We start from the raw sequence: 16,763 nt of genomic DNA, 5'->3' as shown, positions 1-16,763 counted from the left end.
AAGACTTTCCCTCGACTCCTGTCCACCGGCGACGGGCGCTTCCCCACAAGCGCCTGTCGTCACCGGGGCTTCAAGATTTCTTGCCGTTCTTCTTCTTCGTGTCGTCCTCCCAGCCCGGAAGCTGGGCGGTGGCGGAGGTCTGGATCGCGGCCTTGTCGGGCAGGCGCAGGTCGATGGCGACGATGTCGCGGTCCAGCACATGGCTGGCCGTGTGCATCTGCTCCAGTTGGCGCAGCGCGCGGCGCATCTCGGCATTGCCTTCCGGCAGCTTCACCGTCACGCCGTTGCCGAGCTGCAGGTTCCAGCGGCGGTCGCTGATCCAACTGGCGGATGACAGCATCGGCGCGATGGTCGGGGCGCCATCCAGCGCCGACAGCAGGGTGTGGACCTGCTGCGGGGCGTTGGCGCCGATCACCTGCGGCAGAGTTTCGATCCGCTGGTTGCCGCGGCGCGCCAATTCCGCCGCGTCGGCCAGCGGACGGCCGGCGCGGTCGATGACGGTGAACTGGCGGTCATGCTGCCAGATCGCCATCGGCTGGCGCTCGGACAGGCGGATGTAGAGGAAGCCGGGCAGCCGCCGCTCGATCGAGGCGGACGACACCCAGGGCAACTCCTCCAGCCGTTGCTTGGCATCGGCAAGGTCGATGGACAGGATCGGCTCGCCCCGGCGCACACCCAGCGCGTCGAGCACGACGTCGCGCTCGGTCTCGCTGCGGCCGACCACCAGGATCTCCGACAGGCGGAAGCCCATGTCGCCGGTCAGGCGGATGACGCTTTCCTGCGCCGCCTCCATCGTCTCGGCCAGATTGCCACGTTTCCAAGTGGAGCCGGCGGCACCGGCCAGTCCCAGCACCGGCACCAGCACCAGCGCCGCCTTGACGGCGGAGCGGGTCCAGCGCGGCCAGGCACGCCGCCGCTTGCCTTTTTCCGCCGACGCGGCCATGGCGCGTGGCGGGGTCGGCATCTCGTCCCGGGCGCGCGCGCCGGCGGCGGCGCGAAAGTCCGGGTCGGCCATCAGGTGAGCTGACATGCGGCGTTCTCCACGAGCCAGCCGACCAGCGCGCCGTAGGTGATCCCCACATGCGCGGCCTGTTCGGGCACCAGCGACAGGGGCGTCATGCCCGGCTGGTTGTTGATCTCCAGGAAATACAGACCGTCCGTTCCCGGCCGGCTGTCATCCCAGCGGAAGTCGCTGCGCGACACGCCCCGGCAGCCCAGGGTGTCGTGCGCCAGCACCGCCAGCCGCTTCGCCTCCTCCGCAACGACCTCGGGGATCGCGGCGGGGACGGTGTGGACGGCATGTCCGGCGCTGTATTTCGCGGTATAGTCGTAGAGCTGGGCCTGGAAGACGATCTCGGTCACCGCCAAAGCACGGTCACCCATGACGCCCACGGTCAGCTCGCGACCGGGGATGAACTCCTCGACCAGCGCGCGCTCGCCGAAAGTCCACGCGTCGCCGACCGGGCTGTTCTGCCCCTCGCGGACCAGGGTTACGCCAACGGTCGAGCCTTCGTCCACAGGCTTGACGATATAGGGCGCAGGCATGGGGTGGCTGCCGCCGGTGATCTCCCCGCGGGACAACACCATCCCCTTGGGCGAGCGGACGCCGACGGTGTCCAGCACGCGTTTGGTCATCGCCTTGTCCATGGAGATGGCGGCGGCCTGGACGCCCGAATGGGTGTAGGGCAGGCCCAGGAACTCCAGCACGCCCTGGATCGTCCCGTCCTCGCCGCCGCGGCCGTGCAGGGCGTTGAACACCACGTCGGGGCGCGGATTGCTCAGGGCGTGCATCAGCCCGCCCAGGTCGCGCTGCACGTCGATGGCGGTGACGCGGTAGCCTTCCTCCTCCAGCGCCTTGGCGACGCCGGCCCCGCTGACCAGCGACACCTCGCGCTCGGCCGACCAGCCGCCCATAAGGACGGCGACATGCTTCTTGTGGGCGTGGAGAAGGGCTTCGGTCATTGGGCGGTGCTTCCTTCGGCGGGAATGCCGATGCGCTTGATTTCCCAGTCCAGCGTGACGCCGCTGGTCTCGAATACGCGGCGGCGGACTTCCTCGCCCAGCGCTTCCAGTTGGGCGGCGGTGGCCGTGCCGTTGTTGATCAGGAAGTTGCAGTGCTTTTCCGACACCTGGGCGTCGCCGATGGACAGGCCGCGGCAGCCGGCCTTGTCGATCAGTTCCCAGGCCTTGTGGCCCTCAGGATTCTTGAAAGTCGAGCCGCCGGTGCGGGAGCGGACCGGCTGGCTGTCGGCGCGCTTGTCGGAGATCTCGGCCATGCGCCGCGCGATCTCCAGCGGGTTGCCGGGCTCGCCGCGCAGGACGGCACCGGTGAAGATGCAATCGTCCGGGACCGCGCTGTGGCGGTAGGTGAAGCCCATGCCGGCATGGCTGAACTCCAGCCGCCGGCCGTCGCGCGCCACCGCGATGGCGGAGACCAGCACGTCGGCCAGCTCGCGGCCATAGGCGCCGCCGTTCATGCGGAGCGCGCCGCCGACGGTGCCGGGGATGCCGGAGAGGAACTCCAACCCGGCGATGCCGGCGTCGCGGGCGACCATGGCGACATTCAGGTCGAGCGCCGCTGCCCCGGCGGTCACGGTCATTCCGTCCGCGGTGATGTCGGTGAAGCCGCGGCCGAGCCGGATGGTGACGCCCGGCACGCCGCCGTCCCGCACCAGCAGGTTGGAGGCGACGCCGATCACTGTCACCGGCACCTCGGCCGGCAGAGCGGCCAGGAAGTCGGCGAGGTCGTCGGCATCGGCCGGGCGGAACATCACCTCCGCCGGCCCGCCGACGCGGAACCACGTCACCGGCGCCAGCGGGGCGTCGGCGGTCAGCCGGCCCCGCACCGCGGGCATCCGCTGGATCAGGTGGCCATTGGGCCGATGGCTGTCAGCCGGGCTCATGCTGGGCGCTGCCGTCATCGCGTCGCGCCATAGAGGGAGGCCAGCTCACCCGGCAGGGCGTTCGCCCATTGGGTGATGTTGCCGGCGCCCAGGCAGACGACGAAGTCGCCGGGCTTGGCCATCTCGCGCACCACCTGCGCCAACTCCTGCTGGCTGTGCAATGCCACGACATGACGGTGGCCGTGCATGCGCAGGCCCTCGACTAGGCTGTCGCGGCTGACGCCCTCGATCGGCGCCTCGCCGGCGGCATAGACGTCGGCGACGATCACGGCGTCGGCGTCGTTGAAGCAGGTGCAGAACTCCTCGAACAGGGCAGCGAGGCGGGAATAGCGGTGCGGCTGGACGACGGCGATGGTGCGGCCGGTGCCGGCGGTGCGCGCGGCCTTCAGCACCGCGGCGATCTCCACCGGATGGTGGCCGTAATCGTCGATGACGGTGATGCCGTTGGTCTCGCCGGTCTTGGTGAAGCGGCGCTTAACGCCCTGGAACTTGGCCATGCTGTCGCGCATCACCACGTCGGGCAGGCCCATCTCGTTGCCGACGGCGAAGCAGGCCAGCGAGTTCTGGACATTGTGCGGCCCGTACATCGGCAGGCGCACGCCGGCGATGGCGCGGCTCTCGCCGGTGTGGCGGTCGTAGATCAGCACGTCGTACTTGGCGCCGTCGGGGCCCAGCTCGACGTTCACCGCGCGGATGTCGGCCTGCGGCGAGAAGCCGTAGGTGACGATGCGGCGGTCCGACACGCGCGGGATCATCGCCTGCACTTCGGGATGGTCGATGCAGAGTGCCGCGAAGCCGTAGAAGGGAATGTTCTGGACGAAGCTGTCGAAGGCGGCCCGGGCGTTGTCGAAGGTGCCGTAGAAGTCCAGATGCTCCGGATCCATGTTGGTGACGACGGCGATGCAGGCCGGCAGCTTCACGAAGGTGCCGTCGCTCTCGTCCGCCTCCACCACCATCCAGTCGCCGGTGCCGAGCCGGGTGTTGGAGCCATAGGCGTTGATGATGCCGCCGTTGATGACGGTGGGGTCGAGGTTGGCATGCTCCAGCATATGGCCGACCATCGAGGTGGTCGTGGTCTTGCCATGGGTGCCGCCGATGGCGATGGCCCATTTCAGGCGCATCAGCTCGCCCAGCATCTCGGCGCGGCGGACCACCGGCACCAGGGCCGCGCGGGCGGCCACGACTTCCGGATTGTCGCGCTTGACGGCGGAGGAGACGACGACGACGGCGGCCCCGGCGATGTTCTCGCCGCGATGGCCGACGAACACCTTGATGCCCAGTTCGCGCAGGCGCTTGACGTTGGCGTTCTCGGCGAGGTCGGAACCCTGGACGGTGTAGCCCAGGTTCCGCAGCACCTCGGCGATGCCGCTCATGCCGATGCCGCCGATGCCGACGAAGTGGATGGTGCCGATCGAGAGGGGGAGGGCGCGCATGTCAGGCTTACTTTCCGCGGCGAAGCATCAGGCGAAGGGTGGCGTCGACCGCCCCGTCGGACAGGTCGTTGGGGAGGGGCTGCGATCCATGGATCATCGACAGGCGGTCACGCAGGAAGCCGCCTTCGGCGAGGAAGCGCGGCACCAGCGGGCAGCCCGGACGGTTGTACCAGCCGCCCTCGGTCCGAGTCATGTCCGCCGGCCAGTCCTGCAGCGGCCGCGGCGTCGGCCGGGTCAGATTCCGCATGGGTTTCATCATTCCGCGGCCCCCTTGGCGCTGGCACCGGCGGACGGGCGCCGGGCGTGTTGGGATTGGTCGTGGTCGGAGCGGGCGTGATCGTGAGCGGCGGGGCCGCCGTCCAGCATCGCCAGCACGGCGTCGGCCAGCGCGGTGGCGGCGTCGGCGGTGCCCCAGCCATGGGCGGCGCGGGCTGCGGCAGTCAGCGCCTGCGGATCGGCCAGCAGGGCGGAAAGCTGCTTGGCCAGAGCCTGGGCGGTAAAGGAGGGCTGCGGCACCAGCCAGGCGGCGCCGGCTTCCGCCAGATGGCGGGCGTTGGCGGTCTGGTGGTCGTCGGTGGCGTGCGGGTAGGGCACCAGGATCGCCGGACGGCCGACGCAGGTCAGCTCGGCGATGGTGGAGGCCCCGGCGCGGGTGACGGCGAGGTGGCAGGCGGCCAGCCGCTCCGGCACATCGCGGAAGAAGGTCTGCAATTCCAGCCGGTCGAGGCCCAGCGGTTCCAGCGCGTCGCGGGCGGCTTCGAGATCCTCCGGGCGGCATTGCTGCGCCAGATGGATGCGGGCGCGCATCGCCTCGGGCAACAGGGCCAGCGCCGCGGGAATCACCTCGGAGAAGATACGGGCGCCCTGGCTGCCGCCCATCACCAGCAGGCGGACGGGACCGGCGGCGCCGGGTGCCTCGTAGGGGGACAGGCGGCGGGCGGCGACGGCCGGGCGGACCGGGTTGCCGGTGCGGACGATCTTGACGCGCTGCGCCTCGCCCAGCTTTTCGATGTCGGAGAAGGCGACGGCGATGCGGCTGGCCCCGGCGATCAGCATCCGGTTGGCGCGGCCCAGCACGGCGTTCTGCTCGTGCAGAAGGGCCGGCAGCTTCGACTGGATGGCGGCATAGACGGTGGGGACCGACGGGTAGCCGCCGAAGCCGACCACGGCGGCGGGATCGAGCCGGCGCATCAGCGCCCGCGCCTCCAACAGGCCGAGGCCCATCTGCAGGGCGGCCTTCAGCTTGCCGACGATGCCGGCGCCGGGGGAGGCGGCGCGGATGCGATGGACCGGTACCTCCGGCAGGTTCTCGCCGAAGGCATGGCCGCGCTTGTCGGTCACCAGCGTCACCGCCCGGCCACGGGCCAGCAACTCGCGCGCCAGCGCCTCGGCCGGGAACATGTGCCCACCGGTACCGCCGGCGGCCAGCACGATCACCTTGTTGGCGTTGGCGTCGAATCCCGCGGGGAAGCCCGCATTGGAGCCGATCGTGCTCAAGTCGGTCGGCCTCCTCATTCCGCGGGGCCGAAGCGTTTGCGTGTCAGTGCCAGAACCATACCCATGCCGAACCCGAGAGCGAGCAGCGAAGAGCCGCCGTAGGAGATGAACGGCAGGGTCATGCCCTTGGTCGGCATAAGATGCAAGGACGAACCCATGTTGATCGCCGCCTGAAGCCCGAACTGGATCAGAAGACCGGCGGCGGCCAGCAGGACGAAATAATTGTTGTCGTTGAAGACACGGGCGAACCCGCGCAGAACGACGAAGGCGAACAGAACCACCAAGCCCAGGCAGAAGATCAGGCCCAGCTCCTCGCCTGCGACCGCGAAGATGAAGTCGGCATGGCTGTCGGGCAGATAGAACTTCACCGTGCCCTGTCCGGGGCCGGTGCCCATCAGCCCGCCGTTGGCGAAGGCCTCCAGCGAGCGGTTGACCTGATAGTTGTCGCCGGCATGCGGATCGAGGAAGCGGTTGATGCGGCTGGTGACGTGCGGCAGCGTGTAATAGGCGCCGACCAGCCCGACCACGCCCAGCCCGCCGAGCCCCATCACCAGCACCAGGTTCAGACCGGCCAGGAAGAACTGGGTGAACCAGACGGCGGAGACGACGAAGGTCATGCCCAGGTCGGGCTGAAGGATCAGGCCGGCCATGGTGAGGCCGTAAAGCGCCATCGACACCAGCGCGCCCGGGAAGCCGGGGTTGGTGCGCGACAGCGAGAACAGCCAGGCGGCGACCACGGCGAAGGCCGGCTTCACGAACTCCGACGGCTGGATCGACAGGCCGGGGACATGGATCCAGCGGCGGGCACCCTTGATCTCGACGCCCACCACCAGCGTGGCATAGACCAGCGCCACCGAGATCAGGAACACCGCCAGCGCCACCCGCCGCACGCCGCGCGGGCTGAGCAGAGAAACGCCGACCATGATGACGATCGCGGGGATCAGCATCATCACGTGGCGTTCGACGAAATAGAAGGTGTCCTGGATGCCGATGCGCTCGGCCACCGGCGGGCTGGCCGCGGTGATCAGGACGGTGCCGAGGAACATCAGCAGGGCGACGGCGCCCAGCTGCCAGCGGTCGACGGTCCACCACCAGCGGCCGAAGATCGATTGGTCGGTACGGTCGAAGGTGATCATGCAACGCCCCCGCTGGTGCCGTCACCGGTGCTCTCATGCGCCGCGACGATGTTCGCGACATAGACCGCGAAGGCTTCGCCGCGCTTCTCGAAATTGGCAAACTGGTCCCATGACGCGCAAGCTGGGGACAGCAGCACGCAAGCGCCCTCCAGCCGTTCCGCCAGGGCCAGTCCGGCCGCCTTCGCGGTCGCAACATCCAGCGTTCCACAGCGTGTATAAGCAACACCCTGCGCGTCTAGCCATGCGGCGAATTGTTCCTGCGCCTCGCCGATCAGGAAGGCGTGGCGGACGCGGCCCATATAGCGTTCCAGACCGTTCAGCCCGGTGTCCTTGGCCTGTCCGCCGAGGATCCAGTAGATCGGGTCGAACGTCGCCAGCGCCTTTTCGGTGGCGTCGGCGTTGGTCGCCTTGCTGTCGTTGACGAAGCGCACCCCGTCCAGCGTGCCGACCAGCTGCTGCCGGTGGGCGAGGCCGGGGAAGGTCGCCATCGCCGCGACGATGGCCGGCACCGGCAGGCCGGCGGCCTTGCTGGTGGCGAAGGCGGCGGCGGCGTTCTGCCAGTTATGGGCGCCCAGCAGGCTGGGCAGGCCCGACAGCTCCACGACCCGAACCGCCTCGCCGTCGGTGTCGTCGACCAGCCAGCCGTCGGCGGCATAGACGCCGCCCGCCACCGGCCCCTGGGCGGAGATCGGCCAGATGCGCTGGTCGCCGGCGGTGGCGAGGTCGGCGTGGATCTTGCGGCAATGCTCGTCGTCCACCCCGATCACCGCGGTTCGCGGCCAGGTCTGGCGGTGGAAGATCAGCCTCTTGGCGGCGATGTAGCCCTCCATCCCGCCATGGCGGGCGAGGTGGTCGGGCGTGATGTTCAGCAGGACCGCGATGTCGAAAGTGATCGAGTGGGTCAGCTCCAGCTGATAGCTCGACATCTCCAGCACGCAGGTGCCGCCCGACCCGATCGGATCGAAGGTCAGCACCGGCGTGCCCAGATTGCCGCCCACCGCGGCTTTGCGGCCGGCGGCAGCCAGGATGTGGCCGATCAGGGTGGTGGTGGTCGATTTGCCGTTGGTGCCGGTGATGCCGATGAAGGCGCAGTCGCGCTCCGCCCGGCCCAGCAGCTCGATGTCGCAGATCAGCTCGATCCCCAGCGCGCGGGCGCGCTCGGCCACCGGATGCGGCTTGGGGTGGGTGTGGGGGATGCCGGGCGACCAGACGATGGTGGTCAGGTCCGACAGGTCGGCGCTGGCGAGATCGACCACGGCGAAGCCCTCGGCCTCCGCCGCGGTGCGGGAGGCGGGATTGTCGTCCCACACCCGCACCTCGGCCCCGCTGTCGCGGAGCGCGCGGGCGGTGGCGAGGCCGGACTTGCCCAGCCCCATCACCGCGACGGGCAGCTCCTGCATGTAGAACAGGTCGATCATCGCCGGTGCCCCCCTCAGCGCAGCTTCAGCGTGGACAGGCCGACCAGCGCCAGGATCGAGGCGATGATCCAGAAGCGGATCACCACGGTCGGTTCCGCCCAGCCCTTCTTCTCGAAGTGATGGTGCAGCGGCGCCATGCGGAACACCCGCTTGCCGGTCAGCTTGAAGGAGGCGACCTGCACGATCACCGACACCGTCTCCAGCACGAACAGGCCGCCGATGATGGCCAGCACGATCTCATGCTTGGTCACCACGCTGACCGCACCCAAGGCACCGCCCAGCGACAGCGACCCGGTATCGCCCATGAAGACCATGGCCGGCGGGGCGTTGTACCACAGGAAGCCCAGCCCGGCGCCGACCAGCGCGCCGCAGAACACCGCCAGCTCGCCGGAGCCCGGCACATGGTGGATCTGGAGATAGTTGGCGAAGATTGCGTTGCCCGACAGGTAGGAGATCAGGCCGAAGCAGCCGGCGGCGATCATCGTCGGCACGATGGCAAGCCCGTCCAGCCCGTCGGTCAGGTTCACCGAGTTCGAGGCGCCGACCATGATGAAGGCGCCGAACGGTACGAAGAACCAGGACAGCTGGACCAGGAAATCCTTGACGAAGGGAACCGCCACGCCGCCCGACAGCGGCGGGGCCGACACCCACATGATCAGCGCCGAGGCGACCAGCCCGATTGTGATCTCCCAGCCCAGGCGGAAGCGGCCGGACAGCCCCTTGGTGTTGCGCTTGGTCAGCTTCAGGTAGTCGTCGCCGAAGCCGATCAGGCCGTAGCCGATGGTCACCAGCAGGACGATCCAGATATAGGCGTTGGTCAGGTCGGCCCACAGCAGGGTGCTGACCGTCATGGCGATCAGGATCATCAGGCCGCCCATGGTGGGCGTGCCCTTCTTCTTGAAATGGCTCTCCGGGCCGTCGGCGCGGATGGGCTGGCCTTCGCCCTGCTTGCGCTTCAGCCAGGCGATCAGGCGCGGAAAGAAGACGAAGCTGATGACCAGCGACGTGATCACGGCACCACCGGTCCGGAAGGTCAGGTACCGGAACAGGTTGAACGGCGAAAAGACGTCGGCCAGACCGAAGAGGAGGTTGTAGAGCATTTGGGTCCGTCAGCCTCGCGGGGCCTGCGCGGATTGCGCGGCCGCCTGCGGCTGGTTGGTGGTTCGGGAGGCGGCTTTGTCCTCGCTTTCGCGCCCGCTGTCGAGTGCCGCGAGCGCATCGACGATCAGACCTGTACGACTGCCCAGGGACCCCTTGACCATGATGACGTCGCCGCCCTTTACGGTCCCGGTGACGATGGGGGCCAGCTCCACGCTGGTTTCGGTCCAGGCGCCGCGCATCGCCGCCGGCAGGCGGTCGAACAGCGTCTTCATATGCGGCCCACAGGCATAGACGGCGTCGACATGGGCGTTGCGCAGCGGCTCGGCCAAACCGATGTGCAGCGCGTCGGCGCGCGCGCCCAGCTCCCGCATGTCGCCCAGCACGGCGATGCGCCGGCCGCCGGCACCGGGGTCGATCTTGCCCAGCACCTCCAGCGTCGCCGTCATTGCGGCGGGGCTGGCGTTGTAGCTCTCATCGATCAGGGTGAAGGCGCCCTGCGGCAGCTGGATGCGCTTGCGGGTGCCGCGCCCCTTGACCGGCGGCAGGCTGGACAGCGACCGGGCGGCGGCTGCGACATCGGCGCCCAGCGCCTTCACCGCCAGCAGCACCGCCAGACTGTTCATCACCCAGTGCCGGCCCGGCTGCGACAGGCAATACTGCACCCGTTCGCCGCGGATCAGCGCGGTCACCGCGCTGCAGGTCGCATGCAGCGAGCAGTCGACCAGCCGGGCGTCGGCCTCGTCATGGGCGCCGAAGCTCCAGATGTCGGTCAGCCCCTGGCGGCGGGCGGCGGTGGCCAGCCGGCCATACTGTCCGTTGTCGCGGTTCAGCACGGCGATGCCGCCGGCATCCATCCCCTCGAAGATCTCGGCCTTGGCATCGGCGATGGCCTCGACGCCGGAGAAGAACTCCAGATGCACCGCCTCGATGGTGGTGATGACGGCGACATGCGGCTTGACCTGCCGCGACAGCGGCCCGAGTTCGCCGGCATGGTTCATCCCCAGCTCGAACACGCCATAGCTGCTGTCGGCAGGCAGGCGGGCAAGCGACAGCGGCACGCCCCAATGGTTGTTCAGGCTGCCTTCGTTGGCGTAGGTCGCCCCTTGCGCCGACAGGACATGGCGCAACGTTTCCTTGGTCCCGGTCTTGCCGACGGAGCCGGTGACGCCGACGAAGCGTGCGCCGCAACGCGCCCGCGCCACCACGCCCAGCGCCGCCATCGACTCCAGCGTGTCGGCCGGTGCGAGCAGCAGCGGTGCGCCTTCCGGGAGATTATCCGGCAGATGGTCGACCATCGCAGCGGCGGCACTGGCGGCCAGCGCGGCGCCAACGAAGGCGTGCCCGTCGAAATTCGGCCCGCGGATGGCGACGAACAGGTCGCCCACCGCCACCTTGCGGCTGTCGATGGCGACGCCGGTCGCGGTCCAGGCGGACGGGCCGGCCAAACGCCCGCCGGTGGCGGCCGCAGCCTCATCCGCTGTCCAAAGGACCGTCCTGTCCCCGCTCATGCTCCAACCTCCGCTACGGCTTTCCGGGCCTCGTCCGCATCGTCGAACGGACGCACCTCGGTGCCGATCGTTTGTCCCTGTTCGTGGCCCTTGCCGGCGATGACCAGTACGTCGCCGGGCTGAAGCTGCCGCACCGCGGTGCGGATCGCTTCGGCCCGGTCTCCGATCTCCTCCAGCCGGCCGGCCAGATCCCCGGTGGCCCCAGCCAGCACCTGACCCCGCACGAAGGCGGGATCCTCGGTCCGCGGATTGTCGTCGGTGACGATGGCGCGGTCGGCCAGCCTGGCGGCCAGCGCGCCCATCACCGGCCGCTTGCTGCGATCGCGGTCGCCGCCACAGCCGAACACCGTCACCAGATGGCGCGCGGCATGCGACCTCAGCGCCAGAAGCACCGTTTCCAGCGCGTCCGGCGTATGGGCGAAATCGACGTAGACCGTCGCCCCGTTGGGATGGGTCGCGACATGCTGCAACCGGCCCGGTACGCCTTCCAGCGAGGAAAGGCTGTCCAGCGCCCGCCCGGCGTCACCGCCGGATCCGATGACCAGCCCCAGCGCGCAGAGCACGTTCCAGGCCTGGAACCGACCTGCCAGCGGCAGGTCGACCGTCACGTCGCGGCCGAGCACGGACAGGGAAAGGCGCTGGCCATGGGCCAGCGGCTCAACCCCGGTCACCCGAAGCTCGGTGCCGGCCAGACCATAGGACAGGACCCGGTGGCCGCGGTCGTTACAAATGGTGGCAAAATGTTGAAATTCCGGAGAGTCGGCGTTCAGTACCGCTACGGCCCCCGTCGGCAGGACGCGGTCGAACAGCATCGCCTTGGCGTCGCGGTACGCATCCATGGTGCCGTGATAGTCCAGATGGTCCAGCGTCAGGTTGGTGAAGCCGGCGGCCTTGATCGCCACCCCGTCCAGCCGGAACTGCTCCAGCCCATGGCTCGACGCCTCCATCGCCAGATGCTCGATGCCGGCATCCTTGGCGGCGGCGAGATCTCGGTGGAGCGACACCGGATCGGGCGTCGTCATTCCGCCATAGCCGTGCAGGCCGGGGCCGAGCAGGCCCAGCGTGCCCAGGCTGCCGGCGGGCAGGCCGAGGCGCGTCCAAATCTGGGCGGCGAACTGGACGGTGGAGGTCTTGCCGTTGGTGCCGGTCACCGCCACCACCGTCTCCGGCTGGCGCCCGCCATGGAAGGCGGCGGCCATGAGCGCGAAGGCGAGGCGGGGCTGCGGGTCGGTCAGCAGGAGGGCGGTGGAACCGGCTGGCAGTTCAGTGCCCTCGGGCGCCAGCACGGCGGCGGCGCCCCTGGCGAGCGCGTCGGCGATGAAGGCGCGGCCATCGGCCTTCACGCCGGGCAGTGCAGCAAAGACAAAGCCGGGCTTGACCGCCCGGCTGTCGGCGGTCAGCCCGGCGATGTTGGGGTCGGCGACGCCGCGGGTGGCGTCAGCGCGGCTTGGTCTGAGTTGGGAAAGACGCAACGGTGCTTCCCTTCGCGGGGGGTGGAGCGGTGACGGGCGGCAGCGACTGCTGCCAGTTGGTGGAACCGGCGGCGTTCAGGTAGGTGGAGTTCAGGATCTCCGGCGTGTTCTCGTCCACCATCGGCACATTCAGCAGCGGGCCGATCTGCTTGACGATGCGGCCCACCGCCGGGGCGGCGACCCAGCCGCCGGTGGCGTAGCCGTAAGTCTTCTTCGTCGCCTGCGGTTCGTCGACCAGCACATAGACGATGTAGCGCGGATCATTCATCGGGAAGGCGCCCAGGAACGACGACATGCGCGAGTTCTTCTGGTAATGCTTGCCCTTTTGCTTGTCCGCCGTGCCGGTTTTTCCGCCGACGACATAGCCCTTCACTTCCGCCGATTTGCCGGTACCCTCGGTGACGACGAAGCGGAACATGCGTCGCATCATGTCGGAGGTCTGGCGCGACACCACCTGCTCGGTCGGAATCTCGCCGTCGGGCTGGCGCTTCAGCAGCGTCGGCTTGTGGAAGAGGCCGCCGTTGATGACGGACGCGGCGGCGGCCACCGTGTGCATCGGGCTGACGGAGATGCCGTGGCCGAAGGAGATGGTGTAGCTGTTGACCTCGCGCCACGGGTTGGGCACCAGCGGCCAGCCGCTTTCCGGCAGCTCCAGCCCGGTGGGCTTGGTGAAGCCCATCTTGGTCATGAAGGCCTTCTGCGCCGCCACGCCCACCTGCTGCACCATGCGCACCGAGCCGAGGTTGGAGGAGTGCTGGAACACTTCCGCCACCGTCAGCGCGCGGTGCAGGTTGTGGTAGTCGTTGATGGTGAAGCGGCCGATCTTGACCGGGTGCGCCGCGTCGAACATGTCCGACACCCGGATCTTGCCGGTGTCGAATGCCAACGCAGAGTTGAAGATCTTGAAAGTCGAACCCATCTCGTACACGCCGAGCGTAGCCCGGTTGAACAGCGTGTCCGGGACCAGGCCGGTCGGATCCTGCGGGTCGAAATCGGGCAGCGAGACCATCGACAGCACTTCGCCGTTGCGCACGTCGAAGACGATGCCGGCGGCGCCGATGGCGCTGAATTCCTGCACCGTGGCGGCCAGCTCCTTCTTCAGGACATGCTGCAACCGCAGGTCGATGGACAGCTGAAGCGGCGTGCCGGGCTCCTCGGTCAGCCGCTTGTTGAAGCCCTGCTCCATGCCGGCAAGGCCGTTGTTGTCGATGCCGGTGAAGCCGACGATGTGCGAGGTCAGCGGGCCGGCCGGATAGAAGCGGCGCTCCTCCCGCTCGAACGCGACGCCGGGGATGCCGAGGCGGTGGACGGCGGCCTGCTGCTTCGGCGTCAGGTTGCGCTTCAGCCAGACGAAGCGGCGGTCGCCGCTCAGCTTGCCGAGGACGTCCTTGTAATCCAGGTCGGGCAGGGCGCCGACCAGCTTCTGCGCGGCCTCTTCCGGGCGCGAGACCAGCTTGGGGTCGGCATAGAGCGACTGGGTGACCAGTGAGGTCGCCAGCAGGTTGCCGTTGCGGTCGGTGATGTCGGCGCGGTTGGTGGTGGTGTCGCCCACCTCGAGCGCGACATGCTGGCGCGGCTCGCCGCCGCCGGCGAGCAGCGTGGCCATCGCCAGCTTGACGCTGATGGCGGTGAAGACGGTCGTGACCACGGCAGCCGTCACCATCAGGCGGTAACGGCTCTGCTCCAGCGCGACCGCCAGCGAGGTCCGCGGCTTGGCGGACGGCTGCGGGGCCGGCTGGGGAAAGGGCGAGGGTGCCGGCGGCGGCACATAGGTGCTGCCGGTGCTGGCTCCCGGCTGGCCGTAGCCGGCCGGGCCGCCGTGGTCGTGACCGATCATCGATTGGCCCCCAGGCGCGCAACGAGCAGCCCGAGGCTGTCGGTCGGCTTGGGCTGATAGGGCTGCTGCGCGGCCGGAGCCGCGGCGGCAACCTTAGGTGCCGGCGCCGGGATCGGGCGGGAGGCCAGTTCGGTCGGGCGCGCGGTCGGGGCGTTGGGTGCCAGCTTGCCGGCGGCGGCCGGCGCAGCCGGAGTCGCCGACTTCTCGGTAGGCACACGGGCGGAGCCGGGCACCAGGGCGGCCGGCTTGATCCGGTTGGCGCGGGACGGGTCGGCAAGGGCAGCGCCGGAGGGCAGGGATGCCGGCACGACGACAGGCGCGCGTTCCAGCGCCTTTTCCATCGGCAGCGGCTTCGCCAACCCGACCGGCGCGCTGACCGGAACGATTCCGGCAGCGGCGTTGTTGTTGGGAGCGGCGGGCACGCGGGCGGCGGCCAGCTGGGAATTGCCGGTGCCGGGCGCGCGGACCATCGGCGGCAGCGGAGCGCCGGGCATGGCCTTGCCGGGCAGGGCCTGGGCCGGCGGCGGGACCGCGTCGGCCGGGCGCATCGGGATCATGTCCATCGCCATATACTGGCGCGGCTCGGTCGGCTGCAGCGTCAGATAGGCCTGGGCCATCTGCTCCAGCTTGGTGGGGTCGTTCAGGTAGCTCCATTCGGCCTTCAGGACCTGGATCGACTCCTGTTCCAGAATGATCTTGCGGTTCAGCCCGGCGAGCTTCTCCTCAAGATCCTGGACGTCGTAGCTGGTCTGGAACAGCACGCCACCGGCGGCCGCGATCAGGCCACCCCAGAACAGCCAGGTCTTGCCTTTCATGCTGCCTCCTTGCCGGACGCCGGGAACGCGGGCGCCTCGGTACGTTCAGCCGCGCGCAGCCGGGCGGACCGGGCGCGGGGATTGTTACGGGCTTCGGCCTCGCTCGGGTCCACGGGTTTCCGGGAGAGCAGGCGGAAGGATGGGTGATGCGCCGCGACCGCGGTCACGGGCGTGTGGCGGGACGGGGAGGGCGGCGGCGAAGAGCGTTCCCGCAGGAACGCCTTGACCTCGCGGTCCTCCAGCGAATGGAAGGAGACGACGGCGAGACGCCCGCCGGGCGCCAGCAGCGACTCGGCGGCGGACAGGCCGCGCCGCAGTTCGCCCAACTCGTCGTTCACATGGATGCGCAGCGCCTGGAAGGTGCGGGTGGCCGGGTCGATCCCGTCGCCCTTCCCCTTCGGCACGACCGAGCGGATGATGTCGGCCAGCCGGGCCGTGCGCTCGATCGGTGCCTCGCGGCGGGCGGCGACGATGGCGCGGGCGACGCGGCGCGCCATCCGCTCTTCGCCCAGGTGGTAGACGATGTCGGCCAGATCCGATTCGTCGGCGGTGTTGACCACGTCGGCGGCGGTCGGCCCATCCCGTCCCATCCGCATGTCGAGCGGGCCGTCGAAGCGGAAGGAGAACCCGCGCTCCGGCTCGTCGATCTGGGGGGAGGAGACGCCGACGTCGAGCGCCACGCCGTCGACCGTCCCGACTCCATGGTCGGCGAGCAGCCGGTCCATATCGCCGAATCGGCCCTCGATCACCTCCAGCCGTCCGGGGAACTCCTGGGCCAGCGCATGGCCGCGCTCGATCGCGGCGGGGTCGCGGTCGATGCCGATCACGCGGCAGGAGGCCGATTGCAGCAGGGCGCGGCTGTAGCCGCCGGCGCCGAAAGTGCCGTCCACATAGAGGCCGCCGTCGCGCGGGGACAGCGCGGCGATCACCTCGTCCAGCAGGACGGGAATGTGGATGCGGGTGTCGGTCATCAGGCGCCCTCCCCGCTCCGGCTGGCGGCGCCGCGGGACGCCTTGGCCACAATCTGGCTGAGGGAGATGTCTTTGCGCACGACCTGTTCGCGCAGTGCCGCCTCGTGGGCTTTCAAGGCGTTGGGTTCCCAGATTTGAAAGGTTTTGCGGCGGCCGATGAAGGCGGCCTCTTCGGTGATGCCGGCGAACTCCGCCAGCTCCTTGGGCAGGACGATGCGGCCTTCGGCGTCGGAGGAGACGGGGATCAGCTTTCCGAAGATGAAGGTCTCGATCATGTCGCGCTCGTCGGCATCGAGGTCGGGGGATTCGAGGCTTTCGGAGAGGACGTCGAGATAGTCCTGGTCGGCGCCTTCCAGCGCCTGGTGATTCAGCGAGGGCCAGAGATAGACGGTGCTGGGAGCCGACGTCTTGGCAAGCGACTGCCTGAACTGTGCCGGGATGGACACACGCCCTTTCCTGTCAACTTTGTTGACGTATGTGGACAGGAAAACGGCCATAGGCCCGGCGATCCCCCCTGCTATCCCCCGTGCGCGGTCGGGTGCTCCGCGCTAGCCCCGCTTGGCCCATTCAGCTCCCGCCCCCGGTGTTAACCAGAATGGGTAAGAGCCCCCCTTAAATGGGCGTTCTTGGGATAGCATGGGACGGCATGGGCGTCAACGCTCCCCCGAGTAT

General features: G+C 69.3%; 15 protein-coding genes. All 15 read right to left on the bottom strand.

Annotated elements, in window-relative coordinates; all coding sequences use genetic code 11:
- Positions 1-70: 70 nt before the first annotated feature.
- From ACWPN3_RS19300 to ACWPN3_RS19230, 15 genes are read right to left on the bottom strand one after another with little or no spacing between them, the layout of a single operon-like run.
- Positions 71-1,030 (bottom strand): cell division protein FtsQ/DivIB, encoded by a 960-nt coding sequence (locus ACWPN3_RS19300; protein WP_492240834.1) that lies wholly within the window; start codon positions 1,028-1,030, stop codon positions 71-73.
- Positions 1,015-1,962, bottom strand: coding sequence for a D-alanine--D-alanine ligase (locus ACWPN3_RS19295; protein WP_492240833.1), 948 nt, complete (start codon positions 1,960-1,962; stop codon positions 1,015-1,017). The genes ACWPN3_RS19300 and ACWPN3_RS19295 overlap by 16 nt, the downstream gene beginning before the upstream one ends.
- The gene (gene murB / locus ACWPN3_RS19290; RefSeq protein WP_492240832.1) at positions 1,959-2,921 is read right to left on the bottom strand and encodes a UDP-N-acetylmuramate dehydrogenase; all 963 of its coding nucleotides are present in this window, start codon (positions 2,919-2,921) and stop codon (positions 1,959-1,961) included. The genes ACWPN3_RS19295 and murB overlap by 4 nt, the downstream gene beginning before the upstream one ends.
- Positions 2,918-4,336, bottom strand: coding sequence for a UDP-N-acetylmuramate--L-alanine ligase (gene murC / locus ACWPN3_RS19285; RefSeq protein WP_109096544.1), 1,419 nt, complete (start codon positions 4,334-4,336; stop codon positions 2,918-2,920). Before murC ends, murB begins: the two co-directional genes overlap by 4 nt.
- Before the next feature lie 7 nt (positions 4,337-4,343).
- On the bottom strand, positions 4,344-4,583 hold the full coding sequence (locus tag ACWPN3_RS19280; RefSeq protein WP_244592762.1) for a hypothetical protein: 240 nt from the start codon (positions 4,581-4,583) through the stop codon (positions 4,344-4,346).
- Between the two features lie 8 nt (positions 4,584-4,591).
- Positions 4,592-5,851 (bottom strand): undecaprenyldiphospho-muramoylpentapeptide beta-N-acetylglucosaminyltransferase, encoded by a 1,260-nt coding sequence (gene murG, locus ACWPN3_RS19275; protein WP_492240831.1) that lies wholly within the window; start codon positions 5,849-5,851, stop codon positions 4,592-4,594.
- Positions 5,848-6,969 (bottom strand): FtsW/RodA/SpoVE family cell cycle protein, encoded by a 1,122-nt coding sequence (locus tag ACWPN3_RS19270; protein ID WP_109096545.1) that lies wholly within the window; start codon positions 6,967-6,969, stop codon positions 5,848-5,850. Before ACWPN3_RS19270 ends, murG begins: the two co-directional genes overlap by 4 nt.
- Entirely contained in the window at positions 6,966-8,387 is a 1,422-nt protein-coding gene (murD, locus tag ACWPN3_RS19265) for a UDP-N-acetylmuramoyl-L-alanine--D-glutamate ligase (protein ID WP_492240830.1), read from the bottom strand. Before murD ends, ACWPN3_RS19270 begins: the two co-directional genes overlap by 4 nt.
- 14 nt (positions 8,388-8,401) lie before the next feature.
- The gene (gene mraY / locus ACWPN3_RS19260; RefSeq protein ID WP_109096547.1) at positions 8,402-9,487 is read right to left on the bottom strand and encodes a phospho-N-acetylmuramoyl-pentapeptide-transferase; all 1,086 of its coding nucleotides are present in this window, start codon (positions 9,485-9,487) and stop codon (positions 8,402-8,404) included.
- 9 nt (positions 9,488-9,496) lie between these two features.
- On the bottom strand, positions 9,497-10,996 hold the full coding sequence (locus ACWPN3_RS19255) for a UDP-N-acetylmuramoylalanyl-D-glutamyl-2,6-diaminopimelate--D-alanyl-D-alanine ligase (RefSeq protein ID WP_492240829.1): 1,500 nt from the start codon (positions 10,994-10,996) through the stop codon (positions 9,497-9,499).
- On the bottom strand, positions 10,993-12,468 hold the full coding sequence (locus ACWPN3_RS19250; protein WP_492240828.1) for a UDP-N-acetylmuramoyl-L-alanyl-D-glutamate--2,6-diaminopimelate ligase: 1,476 nt from the start codon (positions 12,466-12,468) through the stop codon (positions 10,993-10,995). The genes ACWPN3_RS19255 and ACWPN3_RS19250 overlap by 4 nt, the downstream gene beginning before the upstream one ends.
- On the bottom strand, positions 12,434-14,305 hold the full coding sequence (locus ACWPN3_RS19245) for a peptidoglycan D,D-transpeptidase FtsI family protein (protein WP_109096550.1): 1,872 nt from the start codon (positions 14,303-14,305) through the stop codon (positions 12,434-12,436). The genes ACWPN3_RS19250 and ACWPN3_RS19245 overlap by 35 nt, the downstream gene beginning before the upstream one ends.
- On the bottom strand, positions 14,302-15,120 hold the full coding sequence (ftsL, locus tag ACWPN3_RS19240) for a cell division protein FtsL (protein ID WP_109096551.1): 819 nt from the start codon (positions 15,118-15,120) through the stop codon (positions 14,302-14,304). Before ftsL ends, ACWPN3_RS19245 begins: the two co-directional genes overlap by 4 nt.
- The gene (gene rsmH / locus ACWPN3_RS19235; RefSeq protein WP_109096552.1) at positions 15,117-16,091 is read right to left on the bottom strand and encodes a 16S rRNA (cytosine(1402)-N(4))-methyltransferase RsmH; all 975 of its coding nucleotides are present in this window, start codon (positions 16,089-16,091) and stop codon (positions 15,117-15,119) included. The genes ftsL and rsmH overlap by 4 nt, the downstream gene beginning before the upstream one ends.
- The gene (locus ACWPN3_RS19230) at positions 16,091-16,588 is read right to left on the bottom strand and encodes a division/cell wall cluster transcriptional repressor MraZ (RefSeq protein WP_098739429.1); all 498 of its coding nucleotides are present in this window, start codon (positions 16,586-16,588) and stop codon (positions 16,091-16,093) included. Before ACWPN3_RS19230 ends, rsmH begins: the two co-directional genes overlap by 1 nt.
- Positions 16,589-16,763 lie beyond the last annotated feature (175 nt).

The sequence above is a fragment of the Azospirillum sp. UENF 111221 genome (assembly GCF_058780625.1).
This window is presented reverse-complemented; position numbering and strand designations above follow the sequence as displayed.